Raw genomic sequence first — 19913 nt, forward strand, 5'->3', positions numbered from 1 at the left:
ATTTGTAATACGTCAGCGAGGGCGCGACCGGGCCAGGGCGGCCAAAAGCGCGCCCGTGAGGGCCACCGCGAAGAGCACCGCGTACGCGTGCCGGAACCCGTCCATCAGCTGACCGACGGCGACGGGCGAGAGCGTGGAGAGCGTGCCCGCGTACACCTGGGCGCGCAGTTCGGGCCCCACGGACGCGGTCAGGACGCTGAGCGACAGGCCCACGCTGATCACGATGCCGACGTTCATGATCATGACGCGGAAGCCGTTGACCACCCCCAGGCTCCCGCTGGGCAGCGCCCGCATGACCTGGGTGGTGTTGCCGGTCAGGAACGTCCCGCTGCCGCAGCCGGCCACGAACAGGCCGATCCCGATCACCCAGTACGGCGTGGCCGGATCGGCCGTCAGCGTCAGCGTGCCGAGCCCCAGAGCGCTCAGCGACGCCCCGCCGATGGACAGCGCGTACGGCGACACCCTCCGCCCCAGCGCTCCCGTGATCGGCGAGGCCAGCCCGATCCCGACGGGCACGGGCAGCACGCTCAGCCCCGCCGCGAACGCGTCCACCCCGCGCGCCGCCTGGAAGTACAGCGCCACCACCAGGATCAGCGCCGACCGCGCCAGGGCGTTGCAGAACGAGGCCAGGTTCGCGTACGCCAGCAGCCGTCCCCCGAAGAGCCGTAAGTCCAGCACCGGGTTGGACGAGCGCCGCTCGGCCCACACGATCAGCGGCAGCAGCAGCGCGAACACGGCGAACCCCGCCACGACCATGGGGCCGCCCGAGTTCGCCCCCGACAGGGCCAGCAGCACCGCCGACAGCGCCGCGAACACCAGCACGTTGCCCAGCGCGTCCACCGGCTCCTTCGGCCGCCTGGGCATCGGGCGTAAGATCGCCGCGCCCACGCCCAGCGCGAGCAGTCCGGCGGGCACGTTCACCCAGAAGATCCACTGCCAGCCCGCCGTCTCCGCGATCAGGCCGCCCAACGTGGGCCCGGCCAGCTGCGCCACCGAGAGCGTGCCGATGTAGACCCCCATGCCCTGGCTGAGCCGGTCGGGCGGGAACGCGTCGGTGATGATGACCGTGCCGTTCGCCAGGATCATCGCCGCCCCGATCGCCTGCAGCACGCGCATCGCGATGAGGAACCACACACCCGGCGACAGCCCGGCCAGCAGCGAGGCCACCGTGAACAGCGCGAACCCCGTCAGATACACCTCGCGCCTGCCCAGCAGGTCCGCCACCCGGCCGAAGAACACCAGCGAGGCGGTGTTGACCAGCAGGAACGCCAGCAGGATCCAGCCCGACTCCAGCGCGCCGGCGTGGAAGTGCCGCACGACCGCCGGGAGCGCGACGTTGAGCGTGCTGCCGGCGATGCCGATGAGGACGAGCCCCAGGCTGGTGACCGCGCACACGCGCCAGGCGTAGCGCAGGCGGCTGTCGTCGCGGGAGGTGGCGGCTACCATGCCCGCCACTATGACGTACGGCGTACGTAGATCGTCATCGGGCCCGCCTGCGCAGTCCCTCGAGGTCGTGGATCACCACGCGCCGCCGCCCGGTCTCGATGAGGCCCCGGTCGCGCAGCGTGCGCAGCGCCTTGCTGACGGCCTCGCGGGAGGCGCCCGTCCAGCCGGCCAGCTCGTCCTGTGACAGGGGCAGCGCCACGCGCACCCCGCTGTTGGTCTTCTCGCCGTACCGGTCGGCCAGCTCCAGCAGGCGCGTCGCGACCCGGCCCGTGGTGTCGAACGCGCCGTACTCGATGCGCTTCCTGTCCGCGTCCCGCAGCTTGGCGGTGACGAGCTGCATCAGCAGGACGGCGATGCGTCCGTGGGACTCCAGGAACGCCGAGAAGTCCCGCAGCACGATCCCCGAGATCGGCTCCAGCGCGGTCACCGTGGCCGAGCGCGGCGACCCGTCGATGGCCGACATCTCGCCGAGCAGCGCGCCAGGGCCGCGTACGGCCAGCACCACCTCGGTGCCGGCGCTCGTGTGCGACGAGCACTTGACCCGGCCCTCCAGCAGCACGAGGACCCAGTCGGACGTGTCGCCCTCGTTGATCACGGTCGTGCCGCGATCCCACCGCCGCGGGCGGCCGGCCGCGCGCAGGGCCGCGACCTCCTCGTCGGTGAGCAGGGAAAGGAACTCGCCGGGCTCAGGCTGCATGCGCCCGATTATGTCGGTACGAGTGTCGACCTTCTATTGCAAATCAGTCAGAACGTACGCGGCCACGAGCTCTTCCTTGCCCTTGAGGCTGAGCCGGCCCAGGGGGTTCACGGACGCGCCCTGGCCCAGTTGCCTGAGCGTCGTCTCCCCGATGACGACCGTGCCGGGCTCGGCGATGCCCTCGAGCCTGGCCGCCACGTTCACGCAGTCGCCCATCGCGTTGAAGCCGCGCAGCTCGGGGCTGCCGATGTTGCCGACCAGGGCGGGGCCCGTGTTGACGCCCACCCTGAACGTCGGCCACTCGACGTCGTCCACCCGCTTCCACGCCATCTCCTCGGCCACCTCGGCGGCGGCCCGCTGCATCTCCAGCGCCGCCCGGCACGCGGCCCTGGCATGGCCGGCCTGCGTGGCGGGGGCGTTGAACAGGGCCAGCAGCGCGTCGCCGACGAACTGCACGATCGTGCCGCCGTTGTTGAGAATGCAGGGGACCGCGGCCGTGTGGTAGCGGTTGAGCATCTCGACGATCTCGCCGGGCGTGACCTTCTCGGAGAACGTCGTGAAGCCCTTGAGGTCGGCGAAGAGCGCGGTCAGCTCCTTCAACTCGCCGCCGAGTGCCGCCTGCGCCGGGTCGGCCAGCAGGGCGTTGGCCACGTCCGGCGACATGTACTGCCGGAAGAGCGTGTCGAGCTCCTGGTAGAGGCGGGCGTTCTCCAACGAGATGGAGAGCTGCCCGGCCAGGGTGGCGGCCAGCGCCTCGTCCTGCGGGGTACGGCCGACGGGCACCTCCAGCACGCCCGCCAGGTGGCCCTTGACCGTCAGGGGGAAGGCCAGCAGGTTGTCGCGCCTGATGGGCTGGTTGCCGGCGAACTCGTACTCGCGGGAGCCGATCTGGGTCCTGCCCTCCGCGACCAGGCCGATCTTGACGTCGCCGTACGCCTGGCGCACCCGCTCCAGCGCCGTGGCGAGCAGCCGGCCCTCCGGCAGGCCCACCTTGGTCTGGGCGCTCACCGCCACCAGGGCGGCCAGTCGCTCCGACAGCTCGCGCTCGTTGGCCAGCGCCTGGCCGGCCCGGTCGAGCACGGCGGCCTGGCCCTCGTTCAGCCGGAACTTGCCCGACAGCCGGGTCGCGGCCAGTGGCTCGCCCCGGCGTACGTGCTCGACCAGCTCCTCCAGCGCCTGGTCGTAGTCCTGCTGGATGCGCGCCACGGTCGCCGCCAGCGTCACCGAGTCGAACAGCCCCGCGCTCGACCCCTCCCGCCGGAACTGCAGGTGCGCGCTGTAGGCCACGAAGACGAAGGCCAGGGTGAGCAGGAGGTGCCACTCCCACCAGGACAGGTGCCAGTTGAGCTGCGACATGCCCGCGACCATGGCCTCGGCCAGCAGCGCGTACGCCGTGATCAGGCTGATCAGCATGGCCGACGGACGCCGCCGGTGCAGCAGGAACATCATCACGCTCGCCGCGGCGTACAGCAGCACGCCGGGCACGGACGCCCAGGCCAGCCAGGGGACCGGCGACGCGAGCGGCGGCTCGCTGAGCGCCGTCAGCCCCGGGATCAGCGACACCAGCCCCCAGACGACCATGAACCCGAAGAGCACCGCGCGGACGAAGTGCTGCGAGCCCAGCACGGCCGTGGCCGCCCGCTCGCCCAGCGGCAGCGCGGAGGCCAACGCGAACGCCGCCGCGATCGTCAGCCCCACCTGCTGGCCCAGGTCGAACCCCAGGGAGCCGGTCGGCAGGATGATCTTGGGGGTGGCCATCCCGTGCAGGAAGAAGAAGCCGGCGCTGCTCAGGAAGACCATGGAGACCAGGAAGAGCCGGGCGTCCCGCCGCCGCCGCGACGCCTCGCTGATCATGACGCCCAGCACCACGTTGAGCCCGGCCACCGTGATGATCATCCAGAAGTGGCTGGGATTGTGCTGCCAGGGGATGTTGACGTCCGGGTGCGACAGCAGGAGCCAGAGGCCCAGCAGTGGCAGCGCCAGATGGATGCCCCAGACCACGCCCCGGACGGGGTGGGTGGCCGGAGGCAGGTAGGGGGTCGGCACAGACCCGATTATCCACGCGCGATCGTGGCCGCCAATGCGTCCTTTTACCCACAACTGTCACCAAATCCGGTCAATCTGGTCAGTAACCCTCCGCTTCGTGATGAATACGTTACGTAGCCAGAGTCATCCTTTGGAACGTTTGAAGCGTGAATCTCATGCACAACATGAGCACCACCTGTTCTTTGGAAGGAAAGCCGTGGCCATCAAGCTCCGCGGTGGACGTACGTTCACCCTCGCCGCTGCCGGCGCACTCGCCGCCTCGCTCCTGACCGTCGGCGGGGTCGCCACCGCCTCGTCGGCCGCCGGCGAGGTGCACGCCTGCGTGCACAAGAAGACGCGGTACGCCCGCATCGTCAACTTGGAGACGAAGTGCCGGAGGACGGAGGAGCGGATCCTGATCGGCGGCGCGTCGACGACGACCGTCCAGCAGGGTCAGCAGGGCCAGCAGGGCGAACAGGGCAAGACCGGCCCGCAGGGACCGCAGGGTCCTCAGGGCCCGAAGGGCACGACCGGCCCGGCGGGGCCGGCGGGGCCGGCGGGGCCGCAGGGTCCCAAGGGCGCTGACGGCAAGGACGGCAAGGACGGCCTGCCCGGCAAGGACGGCCTCGACGGCAAGAACGGCAAGGACGGCCTGCCGGGCAAGCAGGGGGAGCAGGGGCCGGCGGGCCACGCCGGCCCCGTCGGTCCGCAGGGTCCCCAGGGTCCTCAGGGACCCAAGGGCGACAAGGGTGAGAAGGGCGAGCCCGGCGACGGCGCAAGCTACACCTCCTACACCAGGACCGCGTCCCTGAGCTCGACCGGCTCCGCGACGGCGAGCTGCGGCCAGGGCGGCATGGCCACCGGCGGCGGCTTCACGTTCAGCACGCTCAAGAACGCCGTCGTCATGACCAGTGCCCCCAGCGGGACCTCCGGCTGGACGGTGAGCGTGGCCAAGGACGACAACGGCTACAACACCTACGCCACCACCACCGACACCAAGGACGAGAAGACCACCGCCGCCGCCCAAGGCACCAGTGTCAGCGGCACCGTCTACGTGGTCTGCCTCAAGAAGGCGTGACACGCGACGAGGGCCGGCACGGATCCCCGTACCGGCCCTCGAGCAGAACCGTCAGCCGAAGAGGGCGGGCAGCGCCGCGGAGTGCGTCTCCCGCAACTCCTCGACCGGCACCTCGAACTCGCCCTCGACCACCAGCGACGTGCCGCCGGTCGTGCCCAGCCCGTAGCAGGGCACGTCGTGCCGCCCGCACAGCGACGCGAACTCCTCGTAGGCCTCCGGCCGCACCGCGACCAGCGCCCGGGCGGAGGACTCGCTGAACAGGTCGGTGAACGCGTCACCGCTCAGCACCACCGAGGCGCCGACGCCCCGTGCCAGGCAGGACTCGGCCAGCGCGACGCCCAGCCCGCCGTCCGACAGGTCGTGGGAGCCCTCGAGGAGCCCGCGCCTGGCGGCCTCGACCAGCACGGTGGCCAGCGCCTGCTCGGCCTCCAGGTCCGCCTGCGGCGGCAGCCCGCCCAGGTGATGGTGGGCGACGTGCGCCCACTCGGAGCCGCCGAACTCCTCGCGCGTCTCGCCGAGCAGCACGACCTTGAGCCCCTCGGCGGTGAACCCGGACGGCACCCGCCGGGCCACGTCCTCGATGACGCCGAGCACGCCCACGACCGGCGTGGGGTTGATGGCCGTCGAGCCTGTCTGGTTGTAGAAGGAGACGTTCCCACCGGTCACCGGCACGCCCAGGGTCCTGCACGCGTCCGCGAGGCCGCGTACGGCCTCGGCGAACTGCCACATGACCTCGGGGTCCTCGGGGGAGCCGAAGTTGAGGCAGTTGGTCACGGCGAGGGGCTGGGCGCCGGTCACGGCCACGTTCCGGTACGCCTCGGCCAGCGCCAGCTGGGCCCCCGCGTACGGGTCGAGCTTGGCGTAGCGGCCGTTGCCGTCGGTGGCCAGCGCGATGCCCCTGGTCGTCGGCTCCGCGCCGGCGATGGCCTCCGAGATGCGCAGCATGCCCGCGTCGGCCGGCTGGGCCAGCACGGTGTTGGAGCGGACATAGCGGTCGTACTGGGAGGTCACCCACTCCTTGGAGGCCAGGTTGGGCGAGCCGAGGAGCTGGAGCAGCGCGGCACGCAGCTCGGCGGGCCGCTCCAGCCTGTCGGGGGTGTCGGCGTTGAGCGCCGCCTGCCCGGAGGGCTCGTGGTACGGGCGCTCGTAGACGGGCCCCTCGTCGGCCGCGGTGCCCGGCGGGATGTCCACGATGACCTCGCCGTCCCAGGTCATGACCAGACGGCCGGTGTCGGTGACCTCGCCGATGACGGTGGCGGGGACGTCCCACTTGTTGCAGATCGCCATGAACGCCGGGATGTCGTCGGGCCTGACGACCGCCATCATGCGCTCCTGCGACTCGCTCATCAGGATCTCCTCGGGCCTGAGCGAGGGGTCGCGGAGCGGGACGAGGTTGAGGTCGACGTGCATGCCGCCGGTGCCCTTGGCCGCCAGCTCGGTCGTGGCGCACGACACGCCCGCCGCGCCGAGGTCCTGGATGCCGACGACGACGTCGGCCGCGTACAGCTCCAGGCAGCACTCGATGAGCAGCTTCTCCATGAACGGGTCGCCCACCTGCACGGCGGGCCGCTTGGCCTGCGACTCGTCCTCGAACGTCGCCGAGGCCAGCACCGAGGCGCCGCCGATGCCGTCGGGGCCGGTGGACGCGCCGAACAGCACGACCTTGTTGCCTGGGCCGGGCGCGGTGGCCAGCTTGATCTGGTCTTTCCTCAGCAGGCCGACGCACAGGGCGTTGACCAGGGGGTTGCCGATGTAGCAGGGGTCGAAGACGACCTCGCCGCCGATGTTGGGCAGGCCCAGGCAGTTTCCGTAGTGGCTGATGCCCTCGACCACGCCGGGCAGCACCCTGCGCGTGTCGACCGCGTCGGCGCCGCCGAAGCGGAGCGAGTCCATGACGGCGATCGGGCGCGCGCCCATCGACATGATGTCGCGCACGATCCCGCCGACGCCGGTGGCCGCGCCCTGGTGCGGCTCGACGTAGGACGGGTGGTTGTGCGACTCGATCTTGAACGTGGCCGCCCAGCCGTCGCCGATGTCCACCACGCCCGCGTTCTCGCCCATGCCCACCAGGAGGGCCTCGGACTTGGGCGCCTTGGTGGCGAACTGCTTGAGATGCACCTTGGACGACTTGTACGAGCAGTGCTCGGACCACATGACGCTGTAGATGGCCAGCTCGGAGCCGGTGGGACGGCGCCCGAGGATCTCCTTGACCCGGTCGTACTCGTCCTGCTTCATCCCCAGCTCGGCGAAGGGCATCGGCTCGTCAGGCGTCTCGCCCGCCCGCTTGACGTTGTCCGTGCTCATGCGTTCACCAGCTTCTTGAGAATGGAGGTGAAGAACCCGAGCCCGTCGGTGCTCGGGGCGCCGACCAGCTCCTCGACCGCGTGCTCGGGGTGCGGCATGAGGCCGACCACGTTGCCCGCCTCGTTGCGGATGCCCGCGATGTCGTTGAGCGAGCCGTTGGGGTTGCCGACGTAGCGCACGACCACGTGACCGCCGGCCTCGAGCGCGGCCAGCGTGTCGTCGGAGGCCACGTAGCGGCCCTCGCCGTGCTTGATGGGCAGGACGATCTCCTGGCCCTGGTCGAACGAGTTGGTCCACGCGGTCGCGTTCTGCTCGATCCTGACCTTCTGGTCACGGCAGACGTAGTGGAGCGAGCCGTTGCGGGTCAGCGCGCCCGGCAGCAGATGGGCCTCGCAGAGGATCTGGAACCCGTTGCAGGTGCCGAGCACGGGCAGGCCCGCCCTGGCGGCCGGGATGAGCTCCTCCATGAGCGGCGCGAACCGCGAGATGGCGCCGCAGCGCAGGTAGTCGCCGTAGGAGAAGCCGCCGGGCAGGAAGACGGCGTCGACTCCCTTCAGGTCGTGGTCGGCGTGCCACAGCGGGACCGCCTCGGCGCCCACGAGGCGCACGGCTCTGGCGGCGTCCTGGTCGTCGAGAGTTCCTGGAAACGTGACTACGCCCACACGGGCAGCGCTCATGACAGTCGTCCCCTCCGAGGAATGCGCGCGCACGCGCCACCGTCGGTCGGACGGCGGCGGTCTACTCAGGTTATCGGGTGCTGTCGCGTGGTCCGCATCGGCTCGTGTGTCTGGCGTACGTCCAGCTCAGACAGCTGCCAACTCGCGGGGACGGGCGTTGGCCTCGTCGTCCCAGGCGAGTTGCTTGCGCAGGTGGACCGTGGTGCCACGGCCGGGCGTGATGCCGAAGGAGATCTCGTCGACCACGGAGCGCATGATCAGCAGGCCGCGGCCGTTCTCGGTGTCCGGCGGGGGGAAGTGCAGCGGCATCGTCGGCAGGCCCTCGCCGTTGTCGGCGACGCGTACGTCGCAGCGGCCGTAGCCGATCGCGGCGGTCACCTCGTAGCGGTTGGCGGGACCCCCGTGCCGCACCGCATTGGAGCATGCCTCGGAGACGGCGAGGAGCATGTCGGCGATGCACGTCTCGCTCACGTTCAGTGAGCGCATGGCATCGCCGAGCACCCGCCTGACCATCGGTATGCCGATCGCATCCCGAGGCAGTGCCAACGAGAACTCAATATCCACCGGACTCCTCCGGGCGCCAGAATGTCACCTGGAGTAGGTTTCCCTGTGAAAACGGGGCTAACCGCAAAATCACCCTGTTGTTATTTAGTGTTGGCATGCCCGTGGCATTGTGGCATGCCGGAACCCCGCTTTAACCGACCAAGGGGGAATCAGGGGAGCTTATCTCCCTTACTCCTCAACCCGGACGCTGTAGTCCTCGATCACGGTGTTGGCCAGCAGGGTCTCGGCCATCTTACGGACTTCGCCGAGCGCCGTCTCGTCGGCCGGGCCGTCGAGCTCGATCTCGAAGCGCTTGCCCTGGCGCACGGCCGAGACGCCCGAGAAGCCGAGCCTCGGCAGCGCCCTGGCGATCGCCTGGCCCTGCGGGTCGAGGATCTCGGGCTTCAACATGACGTCCACGATGACGCGGGCCACTGCGTTCCTCCTGGATGCGGTGGGTGACTGGGAAGCACAGCCTACCGGCGCGTGTGGCTGACGACACAACGGGAACGGGGAGAGGATGGGGCTTGCGCGGAGGGTTGTGATGTCTGCCACCATGGCCCCAAACGCGTACGAACCACCACCAGATGGTTCCTCGCATGGACGGCTGGCTAAGGTGGCAACCCCATCGAAGACCTGGCCCTTAATCACGCACAGGAGTGGCAATGACCGAGCTTGTCGAGGTCATCATCAGACACAGCACCTGTGTCACGAGGCCGACAAAGGAGGCCTCGTGACCGTCGAAGCCTCTCGTGGTGCAGCCGCACCTCCGGAGCTCGTCCAGCTGCTCACCCCCGAGGGCGAGCGGGTCGAGCACCCCGATTACGACATCGACCTGACCGACGAGGAGGTCCGGTCGCTCTACCGGGACCTGGTCCTCGTCCGGCGCATCGACCTGGAGGCCGTGGCGCTGCAGCGCCAGGGTGAGCTGGGCATCTGGGCCTCGCTGCTGGGCCAGGAGGCGGCCCAGATCGGCTCGGGCCGCGCGCTGACCGACGCCGACATGGCCTTCCCCACCTACCGCGAGCACGGCGTGGCGTGGTGCCGCGACGTGGACCCGGTGAAGCTGCTCGGCCTGTTCAGGGGCGTGAACCACGGCGGATGGGACCCCGAGGAGCACAACTTTCACCTCTACACGATCGTGATCGGCAGCCAGACCCTGCACGCCGTCGGGTACGCCATGGGCATCCAGCGCGACGACGCCAACGCCGCCACGATCGTCTACTTCGGTGACGGCGCCACCTCGCAGGGCGACGTGAACGAGTCGTTCATCTGGGCCAGCGTGTTCAACGCGCCGATCGTGTTCTTCTGCCAGAACAACCAGTGGGCCATCTCCGAGCCCCTGGAGAAGCAGACCCGCATCCCGCTCTACCGCCGCGCCTCGGGCTTCGGCTTCCCCGGGATCAGGGTGGACGGCAACGACGTGTTCGCCTGCCTGGCGGTGACCAGGAAGGCCCTCGAAGCCGCCCGTACGGGCCAGGGGCCCACGCTCATCGAGGCGTTCACGTACCGGATGGGCGCCCACACCACCACCGACGACCCGACGCGTTACCGCGTGGCCAGCGAGCTGGAGGCGTGGAAGCTCAAGGACCCGATCGAGCGGGTCAGGTCGTACCTCTTCAAGAACGAACACGCCGACCAGGCGTTCTTCGACTCCGTCGATGCCGAGGCCGACCAGCTCGGGGCCGATCTGCGCAGGCGCTGCCTGGCCATGCCCGACCCGGGGCCGCTCGACATCTTCGACCACGTCTACCGCGAGCCCCACGCCCTGATCGACCAGGAGCGAGCCCAGTTCGCCGCGTACCTGGAAGGGTTCGCCCAATGACGATTCTGAGCCTGTCCAAGGCGCTCAACGAGGGCATGCGCAAGGCCATGGAGGACGACCCCAAGGTCCTCATCATGGGGGAGGACGTCGGCAAGCTGGGCGGCGTCTTCCGCGTCACCGACGGTCTCCAGAAGGACTTCGGCGAGGACCGCGTCATCGACACGCCGCTGGCCGAGTCGGGCATCATCGGCACCGCGATCGGGCTGGCGCTGCGCGGCTACCGGCCGGTGTGCGAGATCCAGTTCGACGGGTTCGTCTTCCCGGCCGCCGACCAGATCATCACGCAGCTCGCGAAGATGCCGATGCGCTCGCTGGGCGCGATCAAGCTCCCCGTGGTCGTACGCGTGCCGTGCGGTGGCGGCATCGGCGCGGTCGAGCACCACAGCGAGTCGCCCGAGGCGTACTTCACCCACACCGCCGGGCTGCGCGTGGTGGCCTGCTCCAATCCGGCCGACGCGTACACGATGATCCAGCAGGCCATCCGGAGCGACGACCCGGTGATCTTCTTCGAGCCGAAGCGCCGCTACTGGGAGAAGGCCGACATCGACACCTCCTCCACCGACTGGTGGCCGCCGCTGCACGCCGCCAAGGTGGTCCGGCCGGGCACCGACGCCACGCTGCTGGCCTACGGTCCCATGGTCAAGACCTGCCTGGAGGCGGCCAAGGCCGCCGAGGACGACGGCCGCTCGCTCGAAGTGATCGACCTGCGCTCGCTCAACCCGCTGGACGAGCCGGTCGTGATGGACTCCGTACGCCGTACCGGGCGGGTGGTGGTCGTCCACGAGGCGCCGGTCAACAGCGGATACGGCGCCGAGCTGGCGGCGAGGATCACGGAGCAGTGCTTCTACCACCTGGAGTCGCCGGTGCTCCGGGTCGGCGGCTTCTCCACCCCCTACCCTCCGTCGCGGCTGGAGGAGCACTACCTGCCCGACCTGGACCGGGTGCTCGACGCCGTCGACCGGGCACTCGGCTACTGAGGAGGGCTGTTGATGCGACGCGAGTTCAAGCTTCCCGACGTCGGCGAGGGGCTGATCGAGGCCGAGATCGTCCGGTGGCACGTCAAGGCCGGTGACGCCGTCAAGGTCAAGCAGATCGTCGTGGAGATCGAGACGGCCAAGTCGATCGTCGAGCTGCCGATCCCGTGGGACGGGACGGTGGCGGAGCTGCTGGCCGACGAGGGCCAGACGGTCGACGTCGGCGTCCCCATCATCGCCGTGGACACCTCCGAGCCCTCGGACATGGCCCAGGCCGCGGCCGAGGACATGGTGCCCAACCCGCCGGCGGAAGGCGCCGTCGAGCCGGGCGCCCACGGCAGCCCGGCCCCCAAGGAGGAGCGCCAGGCGGTCCTGGTCGGCTACGGAGTCAAGACCGACGCCACGAAGCGCCGGCCCCGCAAGCGTGAGACGGCCCGGATCCCGGCCACTCCGGTGGCCAACCCGTCCCGCGTGGAGGTGGACGGCCACCAGGCCCCCGCCCCGACGCCGGCGACCCCCGCCCCGACGCCGGCGGCCCTCGCCCCGACGCCGCCCCCAGCCGGGCCTTCCGTCCTCGCCAAGCCTCCGGTACGGAAGCTGGCCAAGGACCTAGGGGTCGACCTCAGGGGCATCACCGGCACCGGCCCCCAGGGCTCCATCACCCGGGAGGACGTCCACGCGGCGGCGGAGGCGGCGGAGGCGGCGGAGACCAAGGAGCCCGAGCGGCCCGAGATCGGACGTGAGGAGCGCATCCCCGTCAAGGGCGTGCGCAAGATGACCGCCCAGGCCATGGTCGCCAGCGCCTTCACCGCACCCCACGTCACCGAGTTCCTCCAGCTCGACATGACGAACACCATGGAGACGGTCCAGCGCCTGCGCGCCTTCCCCGACTTCGCGGAGGTCAAGGTCTCCCCGCTGCTCCTGGTGGCCAAGGCTGTGCTCACGGCGGTGAAACGCCATCCCATGATCAACTCATCGTGGGACGAGGCGGCCGAGGAGATCGTGGTCAAGCACTACGTCAACCTGGGGATAGCCGCCGCCACCCCCAGGGGCCTGGTGGTGCCCAACGTCAAGGACGCCCACGCCCTGTCGCTCCCCGGCCTGGCCAAGCAGCTGGCCCAGCTCACCGAGACCGCCAGGGCGGGCCGCACGCAGCCGGCCGAGATGGCGGGCGGCACCTTCACCATCACCAACGTCGGCGTCTTCGGCGTCGACGCCGGCACCCCGATCCTGAACCCCGGCGAGGCGGCCATCCTCGCCGTCGGCCAGATCAGGGACATGCCGTGGGTGGTGGAGGGCGAGCTGGCGGTGCGCAAGGTGGCGACGCTCGCCCTCTCGTTCGACCACCGCATCGTGGACGGCGAGCTGGGCTCGATGTTCCTGCGTGACGTGGGCGCCATGCTGGAGGACCCGCTGCGCATGCTGGCCTGGAGCTAGCCGGGAAAGACCACGGCGACCGCCGGGAGGACCCCTCCCCCGGCGATCGCCGTAGGCCGGGGACACCCGCACCCACCTCGTACAGAGTCGCCTCGGACGGGTTTGATACACCACCGATAAGGTTGATCGCATGATTCGCCACATCGTGCTGTTCACCTGGACCGACGACGCCACCGACGAGCAGAAGGAGAGGGTGACGGCCGAGCTGCGCAAGCTGCCCGGCGTCATTCCCCAGCTGCGCGCGTACACGGTGGGCGCCGACGCGGGCATCAACCAGGGCAACCACGACTACGGGGTGGTGGCCGACTTCGACAGCGTCGACGACTACCTGGTCTACCGCGACCACCCCGATCACCAGGCGGTGATCGCGCAGCACATCAAGCCGATCCTGGCCTCGCGCGCCGCGGTGCAGCTGAGCCTCTAGATCTCCGGCGGGTTGTTCTCGCGGTGCATCAGCCTGTCGTCGGAGGTGCGCCCCCTCCTGGGGGCCAGCACGATGCTCAGCACCACGCCCACGCCGCCGACGATCATGAAGATGAGGCCGACGACGTCCATGTGGACGCTCTTGCCGAACACGTCCGGCTCGATCGCGAACTTCAGGATGGCGCCAAGCGTGAGGAAGAAGATGCTGACCCCGACACCCATGACGACCTCCACGCAAACGGCAAGTACAGCCACGGTAATACCCGGGTACAGGTGATCACACCCGTGGCTTGTCAGGCGAGGCAGGACAGCGGCTTGCCGCCGTTGTAGGTGATCATGTCGAGCACGGCGGCGGCCAGGTCGATCGGGGCGCCGAGGGGCTGCCCGTCGAGCTCGGCGTAGGCGCGGTGCAGGTTGCCCACGATGCGCTCGGAGTCGAGCAGGCCGCCCCACTCGCCCAGGTCGGCCTCCCTGGCGGCGTCCAGCGGCGACAGCCCCGCCGCCCGGCCCCGCTCGGCGGTCTCCTGCACGAACCGCAGGTAGCCCTCCACCCGGTCGTACACCTCCGGCCCGCACACCGCTCCGTGCCCCGGCACGACCGTCTCCGCCCCCAGCGCCTTGAGCTGACCGAGTGCGTCCAGCGCCCCGGCCACCGAGCCCATCAGCACGAACGGCGTGCCGCCGTTGAACACGAGGTCGCCGGAGAACAGCAGCCGCCGCTCGGGGATCCACACGTACGAGTCGTTCGTCGTATGCGCGGCGTGGCCGACGTGCCTGACCTCGCACCGCAGGTCGTCGGAGTGCACGGTGATCCGGTCGGTGAAGGTGAGGAACGGCGGCGTCACCACCATCTCGCCCCACTCCACCTCGGGCGACCACGCGGGCAGGTAGGCCGGGACGCCCTCGGCCAGGATCTGCTCGCGTACGCCCTCGTGCCCGACGATCGTGGCCTCGGGGAAGAGCCAGTTGCCGAACGTATGGTCGCCGTGGTGGTGGGTGTTGATCAGCGTGGTGATCGGCCGGTCGCTGACCGTGCGGACGGCCTCGCGGAACGCCCGCGTACGGCGCTCGGTCGAGCAGGCGTCGACGCAGATCACGCCACGCCGCCCGGCCAGGAACCCGGTGTTGTTGATCCACCAGCTCCCGTCGGGCTGGATGTAGGCGTAGACGCCGTCGGACACCTCTTCGACCCGGGGAGGCGCCAGGGGGTGGTCATGAGTGCTCGAGCTCATGCCGCGACGGTACCTGAAAGGAACCCTGGGATCAGGCGTGACTCCCAGGGTCGAAATCAGGGTTCATCCCCGATGCTGCCGGATGTCCGGAAATGCAGCATGGATGACATGAACGAGATCAGCCGACGCGACGAGATTTCGCTGTCGGGCGCCGCGCTCCGCGGCGCCCCTTGGAAGGCCGCCGCCATCGGCGGCGGCGCGGTCACCGCGGCCAGCTTCGGCCTGGGCGTCCTCACGGGCGGTGGCGACCTGGTGTGGGCGTTGGGCCTGGGCATCAGCCTGTTCGCCCTGATCGCCGCGGTCGGCGCGGTCGCCAGGCCGCACGAGGGCGACCGGGTGACCCGCCAGGCCAGGATCTGGTCGTTGCGGCACCCGTGGCGCTTCTCGCTGCTGCCCGCGGGCATCGTGGCCGTGCTCGACTACCCGGTGCAGCTCGTGTTCGACGACGACGGGGTCTTCGGCGCGGCGGTGGACGCCCTGTGGCACGGCGCGCTGGTCTACCTCATCGCCGGGGTCCTCACGCTCGCCATGCAGGGCCGCGCCCGATCCTCCGAGTGAGGCCCGGCCCAGTGTGGACCGGCCCAGTGCGGACCGGCCCAGTGCGGTCAGCTCTGCGCCGCCTGCCTCTCCGCCTGGCTCCTGCACACGCAGAACTCGTTGCCCTCGGGGTCGCGCATGGTCACCCAGCCGGTGCCGTCGGGCTGGCGCCGGTCGTCGAAGACGGTCGCGCCCAGCCCGATCAGCCGCTCGACCTCCTGGTCACGGGTCCTGCCCTCGGTGCCGTTGACGTCGAGGTGCACCCGGTTCTTCACGGTCTTGCCCTCGGGCACGCGGATGAACAGCAGGAACGGGTCCCGCTCGGTACGGAGCATGACCTCGTCGTCGCCCGGCTTGTCGCCCTCGCCGAGGGGCAGCCCGGTGGCCTGGCTCCACCAGCTGGCGATCTCGTACGGGTCGGCGGCGTCGATGGTGACGGCATGGATTTCAATCACGCAGTCACCTAAGCGGGGCCGCTCCCCGACGTCAAGCCAGTATCCGCAGGCCCACGACCCCGGCCAGGATCAGCGCGATCGAGACGAGGCGCGGCAACGAGACCTCGTCCCCCATGGCGATCATGCCGAGCACCGCGGTGCCCGCCGCGCCGACGCCGGTCCAGACCGCGTACGCGGTGCCCACCTCGAGGGTCCTGAGCGCGTACGAGAGCAGGCCGAAGCTCAGCGCGGCCGTCACGAAGAACGACAGCGCCCACCACCCGTTGCTGAATCCGTTGCTGAGCTTGAGCGAGAGGGCCATGGCGACCTCGAAGACGCCGGCCAGCACGATGACGATCCACGCCATGATCGGAACTCCCTTGGGACGAGGCTGTCAGGGATGCGTCGTCTTGGCGTTCCGGGAAATACGGCGCGTCTCGTCCGGGAGCGGTCAGCTCATCGAGGGGAACGCGGCGCGCGGCGGGGTCATTCCCACCAGACGGTGACCCACCGGTCGCGGGGCACCGGCCACATGCCCAGGGCGAGCACGGTCTCCGCCACCTCCTGCGCCCTTGACGGGTCGAGGCAGACCCGGCGGCACACGCTCGCCGCCAGCTCCTCCAGCGAGGTGAATCGTTCCAGGGGAGCCTCCCGCTCCTCCACCTGCACCGCGAAGCCGAGCGCCGCCGCCAGCGCCACGCAGTCCTCGGCGACGGGCCGCACCGGCCGGTCCACCCCGTGGAAGTGCTGCCACAGCGGCGTCATCCAGCTCATGGGATGGCGGTGCGGCAACTCCATCACCACCCGCCCCTGCGTGCGGTCGTCGAGCGCGCGCAGGAAGTCCGCCAGGTCGGGGACGTTGTAGACCACGTGCGCGGCCACCGCGACGTCGACCACGGGCACCTGGTCGGCCACGTCGGGCCAGCGGCCCTCGACCGCCGTGACCGGCACACCGAGCTTCTCCGCCCTGGCCGTCAGCCCCTCCAGCATCGCGGGCGAGGTGTCGACCGCGTAGAGGTGGCCGATGCGCTCGTGCAGCGGCAGCGACGAGGCGCCGGGGCCCGAGCCCACGTCGAGCAGCGTGCCCTTGTCGGGCAGCGCCTCGGAGAGCCGGGTCATGGTCGGGCCGTCGTCGGGCTCGGCCAGCGCCCTGTCGGTACGGGCGCCGAACCGCTCGGGGGAGTGGCTCCACGGGTCAACGGGAGCCTTGGCCATGATCTCGGCAGGAATGGCCCAGGAATCCAGTCGCTCTCGCCATCTGGCGGCGAGTTCTTCGGCGTCCATGGAGAGCAGCATGCCATGCATAGCACGGGTTACCCGCGGGTAGCATTTCAGAGTAAGGTTACTCGCCAGTACAGAAACCTCGGTTCAAGGAGATCGACACCCATGGGCCACTACAAGAGCAACGTGCGTGACCTGGAGTTCAACCTCTTCGAGGTGTTCGGCAGGCGCGAGATCCTCGGCACAGGGCCCTTTGCGGATGTGGACGAGGAGGTTGCCCGCGGCATTCTGGACGAGGTCAACAGGCTGGCCACCGGCGTCCTCGCCGACTCCTTCGAGGAGGGCGACAGGCACCCGCCCGTGTTCGACGCGGCGACCGGCTCCGTGACGATGCCCGAGGGGTTCAAGAAGTCCTACAAGGCGCTGGTCGACGGGGGCTGGGCCAACCTCGACCTGCCCGCCGAGCTGGGCGGCCCCGGCATCCCGAGGAGCCTGGCCTGGGCCACGGCCGAGCTGGTGCTCGGCGCGAACCCCGCGCTCTACATGTACGCGGCGGGGCCCAACTTCGCCTACACGCTGTGGAAGGTCGGCACGCCGGAGCAGAAGCGCTTCGCGGAGCTGGCCATCGAGCGCGAGTGGGGCGCCACGATGGTGCTCACCGAGCCGGACGCCGGGTCCGACGTGGGCGCCGGGCGTACCAAGGCGGTGCGGCAGGAGGACGGCACCTGGCACATCGAGGGCGTCAAGCGCTTCATCACCAGCGCCGAGCACGACATGGCCGAGAACATCTTCCACCTCGTCCTGGCCCGCCCCGAGGGCCACGGCCCCGGCACCAAGGGGCTGTCGATGTTCCTGGTGCCGAAGTACCTCGTGGACCTGGAGACCGGCGAGCTCGGCGAGCGCAACGGCGTCTACGTCACGAACGTCGAGAAGAAGATGGGCCTGAAGATCTCCACGACGTGCGAGCTGACCTTCGGCGACAAGCACCCGGCGGTCGGCTACCTCGTGGGCGACGTGCACGAGGGCATCAGGCAGATGTTCATGGTGATCGAGCACGCCCGCATGATGGTCGGCACCAAGGCCATCGCCACGCTCTCCACCGGCTACCTGAACGCCCTGGAGTACGCCAAGTCGCGCGTGCAGGGCGCCGACCTGACCCGGATGGCCGACAAGACCGCCCCGCGCGTGACCGTCAGCCACCACCCGGACGTGCGGCGCGAGCTCATGCTGCAGAAGTCGTACGCCGAGGGCATGCGGGCCCTGGTGCTCTACACGGCCACGTTCCAGGACGCCCTCCTCGTCGACCCGGACGACCGGCACGCCCACGACATGAACGACCTGCTGCTGCCCATCGTCAAGGGCGTCGGCTCCGAACGGTCGTACGAGCTGCTCTCCCGCTCGCTGCAGACCCTCGGCGGCTCGGGCTACCTGCAGGACTACCCGATCGAGCAGTACATCAGGGACTCCAAGATCGACTCCCTGTACGAGGGCACGACCGCGATCCAGGGCCTCGACCTGTTCTTCAGGAAGATCCTGCGCAACCAGGGCGCCGCGGTCGGGTCGCTGCTGACCGAGATCGGCCAGTTCGCCTCCTCCGAGGCGGGCAACGGCCGGCTGAAGGAGGAGCGCAAGCTGCTCGCCGAGGCCGCCGCCGAGGTCAAGGCCATGGGCGACACCATGGCGGGCTGGGCGCTGGCCTCGCTGGAGACGCCCACCGAGGTCTACAAGGTCGGCCTGAACAGCACCAGGCTCCTGCTCGCGCTGGGCGACCTGGTGATCGGCTGGCTGCTGCTGCGGCAGGCCGAGGTGGCGCTGGAGAAGCTGGCCGAGGGCGAGGACCCGTTCTATCTGGGCAAGATCGCCGCGGCCTCGTTCTTCGCCAAGACCGTGCTGCCCCGTCTGGCCGCCGAGCGGCGCGTGGTCGACTCCACCGGCCAGGAGCTCATGGACCTCCCGGAGGAGGCGTTCTAGGGCCTTCCGTGCCCCCCTGTGAGTGCGCCCGCGGCGTGCGGGCGCACTCGCCCCTGACATCATTCGGACATGCAGCAAACAGACAGAACGCTCTTCCGCGCCGCCCGCAAGGAGGACGTGCCCGCGATCGTGGCCATGCTCGCCGACGACCATCTCGGCGCTACACGCGAGGGGGACCCGGACGACGAGCGTTACCTGGCGGCGTTCGAGCGGGTCGACGCCAACCCGTACGACGAGCTGATCGTGGCCGAGCAGGACGGCGAGGTGGTGGGCACCATGCAGCTCACGTACCTGGCCGGGCTGTCGCGGCTGGGCGCCGAGCGGTGCCAGATCGAGGCCGTCAGGGTCGCCGCCGCCACCCGCGGACAGGGCCTCGGCCGCCGCATGATCCAGTGGGCCGTCGACCGGGCGCGGGAGCGCGGCTGCGCGATCGTGCAGCTCACCTCCGACAAGTCACGTACGGACGCGCACCGCTTCTACGACAACCTCGGCTTCACGGCCTCCCACGTGGGCTACAAGCTCTCGCTGAGCTGAGCCAGCATCCACCGGCACCAGTCGGCCCGGTGCCGCTCGTAACTCAGTCCGCACCGCAACGTCGCGTAGTTGCCGAACCGGGGATCCCCGAACGCGGGCGGCCCGTCGAATGACGCCTCGTGCCGCTCGTACTCGGCCAGCCGCGCCTCGTGCGCGGCGAGCTGGTCGGCGAACATCCGCCTGACCAGCTCCGGCTCGGCCAGCCACGACGCGTACGTCTTCAGCACCAGCTCGTCGCGCTCGGGCCGCTCGCGCGGCGGCTCGGTGACCCATTCACGCAGCGCCCGCATGCCCTCGGCCGTCAGGTGGTAGACCTTCCTGCCCTGCGGCCCCGGCCCGTGCTCGGCCTCGAACCCGACCAGCCCGGCCGCCCGCAGCTTCTGCAGCTCCGCGTGGATCTGGCTGTGTCCGGCCGTCCAGAAGTAGCCGACCGGCCGCCGCATGGCCGCGGCGAGGTCGTATCCCGTGCGGTCGCCGCGCGCCAGCACGGCGAGGATCGCGAATCCGAGCGTTGAGGTCATGGTCGCCCAAGGATAAGGTGCCCCTAGAACTATG

General features: G+C 70.2%; 21 protein-coding genes and 1 riboswitch. Of the genes, 8 read left to right on the plus strand and 13 right to left on the minus strand.

Annotated features, from left to right (window positions below; all coding sequences use genetic code 11):
- Positions 1 to 12: 12 nt before the first annotated feature.
- From AB0H84_RS15425 to AB0H84_RS15435, 3 genes are read right to left on the minus strand one after another with little or no spacing between them, the layout of a single operon-like run.
- Positions 13 to 1446, minus strand: a complete 1434-nt coding sequence (locus tag AB0H84_RS15425) for an MFS transporter (protein ID WP_357603697.1) — start codon at positions 1444 to 1446, stop codon at positions 13 to 15.
- A 34-nt stretch (positions 1447 to 1480) separates the two neighbouring features.
- Positions 1481 to 2143, minus strand: coding sequence for a Crp/Fnr family transcriptional regulator (locus AB0H84_RS15430; RefSeq protein ID WP_357603699.1), 663 nt, complete (start codon positions 2141 to 2143; stop codon positions 1481 to 1483).
- 33 nt (positions 2144 to 2176) lie between these two features.
- Complete coding sequence (locus tag AB0H84_RS15435; protein WP_357603701.1) at positions 2177 to 4189, minus strand: adenylate/guanylate cyclase domain-containing protein; 2013 nt, start codon at positions 4187 to 4189, stop codon at positions 2177 to 2179.
- A 196-nt stretch (positions 4190 to 4385) separates the two neighbouring features.
- Here AB0H84_RS15435 and AB0H84_RS15440 point away from each other — a divergent pair, with 196 nt between their 5' ends.
- Positions 4386 to 5246, plus strand: coding sequence for a hypothetical protein (locus tag AB0H84_RS15440; protein ID WP_357603703.1), 861 nt, complete (start codon positions 4386 to 4388; stop codon positions 5244 to 5246).
- A gap of 51 nt (positions 5247 to 5297) precedes the next feature.
- Here AB0H84_RS15440 and purL read toward each other — a convergent pair whose 3' ends face one another.
- From purL to purS, 4 genes are all read right to left on the minus strand, one after another.
- Positions 5298 to 7550, minus strand: coding sequence for a phosphoribosylformylglycinamidine synthase subunit PurL (purL, locus tag AB0H84_RS15445; protein ID WP_357603705.1), 2253 nt, complete (start codon positions 7548 to 7550; stop codon positions 5298 to 5300).
- Complete coding sequence (gene purQ, locus AB0H84_RS15450; RefSeq protein WP_357603707.1) at positions 7547 to 8227, minus strand: phosphoribosylformylglycinamidine synthase subunit PurQ; 681 nt, start codon at positions 8225 to 8227, stop codon at positions 7547 to 7549. Before purQ ends, purL begins: the two co-directional genes overlap by 4 nt.
- Before the next feature lie 126 nt (positions 8228 to 8353).
- Positions 8354 to 8791, minus strand: coding sequence for an ATP-binding protein (locus AB0H84_RS15455; RefSeq protein WP_357603708.1), 438 nt, complete (start codon positions 8789 to 8791; stop codon positions 8354 to 8356).
- Positions 8792 to 8959: 168 nt separating this feature from the next.
- On the minus strand, positions 8960 to 9205 hold the full coding sequence (purS, locus tag AB0H84_RS15460) for a phosphoribosylformylglycinamidine synthase subunit PurS (protein ID WP_345001256.1): 246 nt from the start codon (positions 9203 to 9205) through the stop codon (positions 8960 to 8962).
- A gap of 298 nt (positions 9206 to 9503) precedes the next feature.
- On the opposite strand from purS, the gene pdhA reads away from it, so the two are divergent.
- From pdhA to AB0H84_RS15480, 4 genes are all read left to right on the plus strand, one after another.
- Positions 9504 to 10595: a pyruvate dehydrogenase (acetyl-transferring) E1 component subunit alpha gene (pdhA, locus tag AB0H84_RS15465; protein ID WP_357603710.1), complete on the plus strand. Its 1092-nt coding sequence runs from the start codon at positions 9504 to 9506 to the stop codon at positions 10593 to 10595.
- Entirely contained in the window at positions 10592 to 11572 is a 981-nt protein-coding gene (locus AB0H84_RS15470; RefSeq protein WP_357603712.1) for an alpha-ketoacid dehydrogenase subunit beta, read from the plus strand. Before pdhA ends, AB0H84_RS15470 begins: the two co-directional genes overlap by 4 nt.
- A 12-nt stretch (positions 11573 to 11584) precedes the next feature.
- Complete coding sequence (locus AB0H84_RS15475; protein WP_357603714.1) at positions 11585 to 13006, plus strand: dihydrolipoamide acetyltransferase family protein; 1422 nt, start codon at positions 11585 to 11587, stop codon at positions 13004 to 13006.
- Between the two features lie 130 nt (positions 13007 to 13136).
- Positions 13137 to 13430, plus strand: a complete 294-nt coding sequence (locus AB0H84_RS15480) for a Dabb family protein (protein WP_357603716.1) — start codon at positions 13137 to 13139, stop codon at positions 13428 to 13430.
- Here AB0H84_RS15480 and AB0H84_RS15485 read toward each other — a convergent pair.
- Positions 13427 to 13651, minus strand: a complete 225-nt coding sequence (locus AB0H84_RS15485; RefSeq protein WP_345001270.1) for a hypothetical protein — start codon at positions 13649 to 13651, stop codon at positions 13427 to 13429. The genes AB0H84_RS15480 and AB0H84_RS15485 overlap by 4 nt on opposite strands.
- Before the next feature lie 71 nt (positions 13652 to 13722).
- Complete coding sequence (locus tag AB0H84_RS15490; RefSeq protein ID WP_357603718.1) at positions 13723 to 14661, minus strand: MBL fold metallo-hydrolase; 939 nt, start codon at positions 14659 to 14661, stop codon at positions 13723 to 13725.
- Positions 14662 to 14769: 108 nt separating this feature from the next.
- Here AB0H84_RS15490 and AB0H84_RS15495 point away from each other — a divergent pair, with 108 nt between their 5' ends.
- Positions 14770 to 15219, plus strand: a complete 450-nt coding sequence (locus AB0H84_RS15495; RefSeq protein WP_357603720.1) for a hypothetical protein — start codon at positions 14770 to 14772, stop codon at positions 15217 to 15219.
- A gap of 47 nt (positions 15220 to 15266) precedes the next feature.
- Here the strand turns inward: AB0H84_RS15495 and AB0H84_RS15500 are convergent, their stop codons facing one another.
- The 3 genes from AB0H84_RS15500 to AB0H84_RS15510 all read right to left on the minus strand — a co-directional run bounded on the left by AB0H84_RS15500 (position 15267) and on the right by AB0H84_RS15510 (position 16916).
- On the minus strand, positions 15267 to 15653 hold the full coding sequence (locus AB0H84_RS15500) for a VOC family protein (protein ID WP_357603722.1): 387 nt from the start codon (positions 15651 to 15653) through the stop codon (positions 15267 to 15269).
- Between the two features lie 31 nt (positions 15654 to 15684).
- On the minus strand, positions 15685 to 15999 hold the full coding sequence (locus AB0H84_RS15505; RefSeq protein ID WP_357603724.1) for a multidrug efflux SMR transporter: 315 nt from the start codon (positions 15997 to 15999) through the stop codon (positions 15685 to 15687).
- Between the two features lie 32 nt (positions 16000 to 16031).
- A riboswitch (guanidine-III (ykkC-III) riboswitch) is annotated at positions 16032 to 16093 on the minus strand.
- 25 nt (positions 16094 to 16118) lie between these two features.
- A complete protein-coding gene (locus AB0H84_RS15510) occupies positions 16119 to 16916 on the minus strand; it encodes a methyltransferase domain-containing protein (protein WP_357603726.1) in 798 nt (265 codons plus the stop codon).
- Positions 16917 to 17018: 102 nt separating this feature from the next.
- Between AB0H84_RS15510 and AB0H84_RS15515 the strand changes: the two genes are divergently transcribed.
- Together AB0H84_RS15515 and AB0H84_RS15520 are read left to right on the plus strand one after the other, a co-directional pair.
- Positions 17019 to 18824, plus strand: coding sequence for an acyl-CoA dehydrogenase (locus AB0H84_RS15515; protein WP_357603728.1), 1806 nt, complete (start codon positions 17019 to 17021; stop codon positions 18822 to 18824).
- A 69-nt stretch (positions 18825 to 18893) separates the two neighbouring features.
- Positions 18894 to 19358 carry a GNAT family N-acetyltransferase gene (locus AB0H84_RS15520; protein WP_357603729.1) on the plus strand — a complete coding sequence of 155 codons (465 nt, stop codon included), beginning with the start codon at positions 18894 to 18896 and terminating at the stop codon, positions 19356 to 19358.
- Here AB0H84_RS15520 and AB0H84_RS15525 read toward each other — a convergent pair.
- Positions 19337 to 19879 carry a helix-turn-helix transcriptional regulator gene (locus AB0H84_RS15525; protein WP_345001286.1) on the minus strand — a complete coding sequence of 181 codons (543 nt, stop codon included), beginning with the start codon at positions 19877 to 19879 and terminating at the stop codon, positions 19337 to 19339. The genes AB0H84_RS15520 and AB0H84_RS15525 overlap by 22 nt on opposite strands.
- Between the last annotated feature and the right edge of the window lie 34 nt (positions 19880 to 19913).

The sequence above is a fragment of the Nonomuraea sp. NPDC050786 genome (assembly GCF_040654115.1).
Taxonomy (GTDB): domain Bacteria; phylum Actinomycetota; class Actinomycetes; order Streptosporangiales; family Streptosporangiaceae; genus Nonomuraea.

What these genes read in the sequence shown, in the direction of transcription:
- AB0H84_RS15510 (WP_357603726.1), bottom strand. Translation starts at nt 16,916, where the DNA reads ATGGACGCCGAAGAACTCGCCGCCAGATGGCGAGAGCGACTGGATTCC.
- purQ (WP_357603707.1), bottom strand. Translation starts at nt 8,227, where the DNA reads ATGAGCGCTGCCCGTGTGGGCGTAGTCACGTTTCCAGGAACTCTCGAC.
- AB0H84_RS15430 (WP_357603699.1), bottom strand. Translation starts at nt 2,143, where the DNA reads ATGCAGCCTGAGCCCGGCGAGTTCCTTTCCCTGCTCACCGACGAGGAG.
- AB0H84_RS15475 (WP_357603714.1), top strand. Translation starts at nt 11,585, where the DNA reads ATGCGACGCGAGTTCAAGCTTCCCGACGTCGGCGAGGGGCTGATCGAG.
- AB0H84_RS15480 (WP_357603716.1), top strand. Translation starts at nt 13,137, where the DNA reads ATGATTCGCCACATCGTGCTGTTCACCTGGACCGACGACGCCACCGAC.
- AB0H84_RS15485 (WP_345001270.1), bottom strand. Translation starts at nt 13,651, where the DNA reads ATGGGTGTCGGGGTCAGCATCTTCTTCCTCACGCTTGGCGCCATCCTG.
- AB0H84_RS15520 (WP_357603729.1), top strand. Translation starts at nt 18,894, where the DNA reads ATGCAGCAAACAGACAGAACGCTCTTCCGCGCCGCCCGCAAGGAGGAC.
- AB0H84_RS15470 (WP_357603712.1), top strand. Translation starts at nt 10,592, where the DNA reads ATGACGATTCTGAGCCTGTCCAAGGCGCTCAACGAGGGCATGCGCAAG.
- AB0H84_RS15525 (WP_345001286.1), bottom strand. Translation starts at nt 19,879, where the DNA reads ATGACCTCAACGCTCGGATTCGCGATCCTCGCCGTGCTGGCGCGCGGC.
- purL (WP_357603705.1), bottom strand. Translation starts at nt 7,550, where the DNA reads ATGAGCACGGACAACGTCAAGCGGGCGGGCGAGACGCCTGACGAGCCG.
- AB0H84_RS15505 (WP_357603724.1), bottom strand. Translation starts at nt 15,999, where the DNA reads ATGGCGTGGATCGTCATCGTGCTGGCCGGCGTCTTCGAGGTCGCCATG.
- AB0H84_RS15490 (WP_357603718.1), bottom strand. Translation starts at nt 14,661, where the DNA reads ATGAGCTCGAGCACTCATGACCACCCCCTGGCGCCTCCCCGGGTCGAA.
- AB0H84_RS15425 (WP_357603697.1), bottom strand. Translation starts at nt 1,446, where the DNA reads ATGGTAGCCGCCACCTCCCGCGACGACAGCCGCCTGCGCTACGCCTGG.
- AB0H84_RS15495 (WP_357603720.1), top strand. Translation starts at nt 14,770, where the DNA reads ATGAACGAGATCAGCCGACGCGACGAGATTTCGCTGTCGGGCGCCGCG.
- AB0H84_RS15515 (WP_357603728.1), top strand. Translation starts at nt 17,019, where the DNA reads ATGGGCCACTACAAGAGCAACGTGCGTGACCTGGAGTTCAACCTCTTC.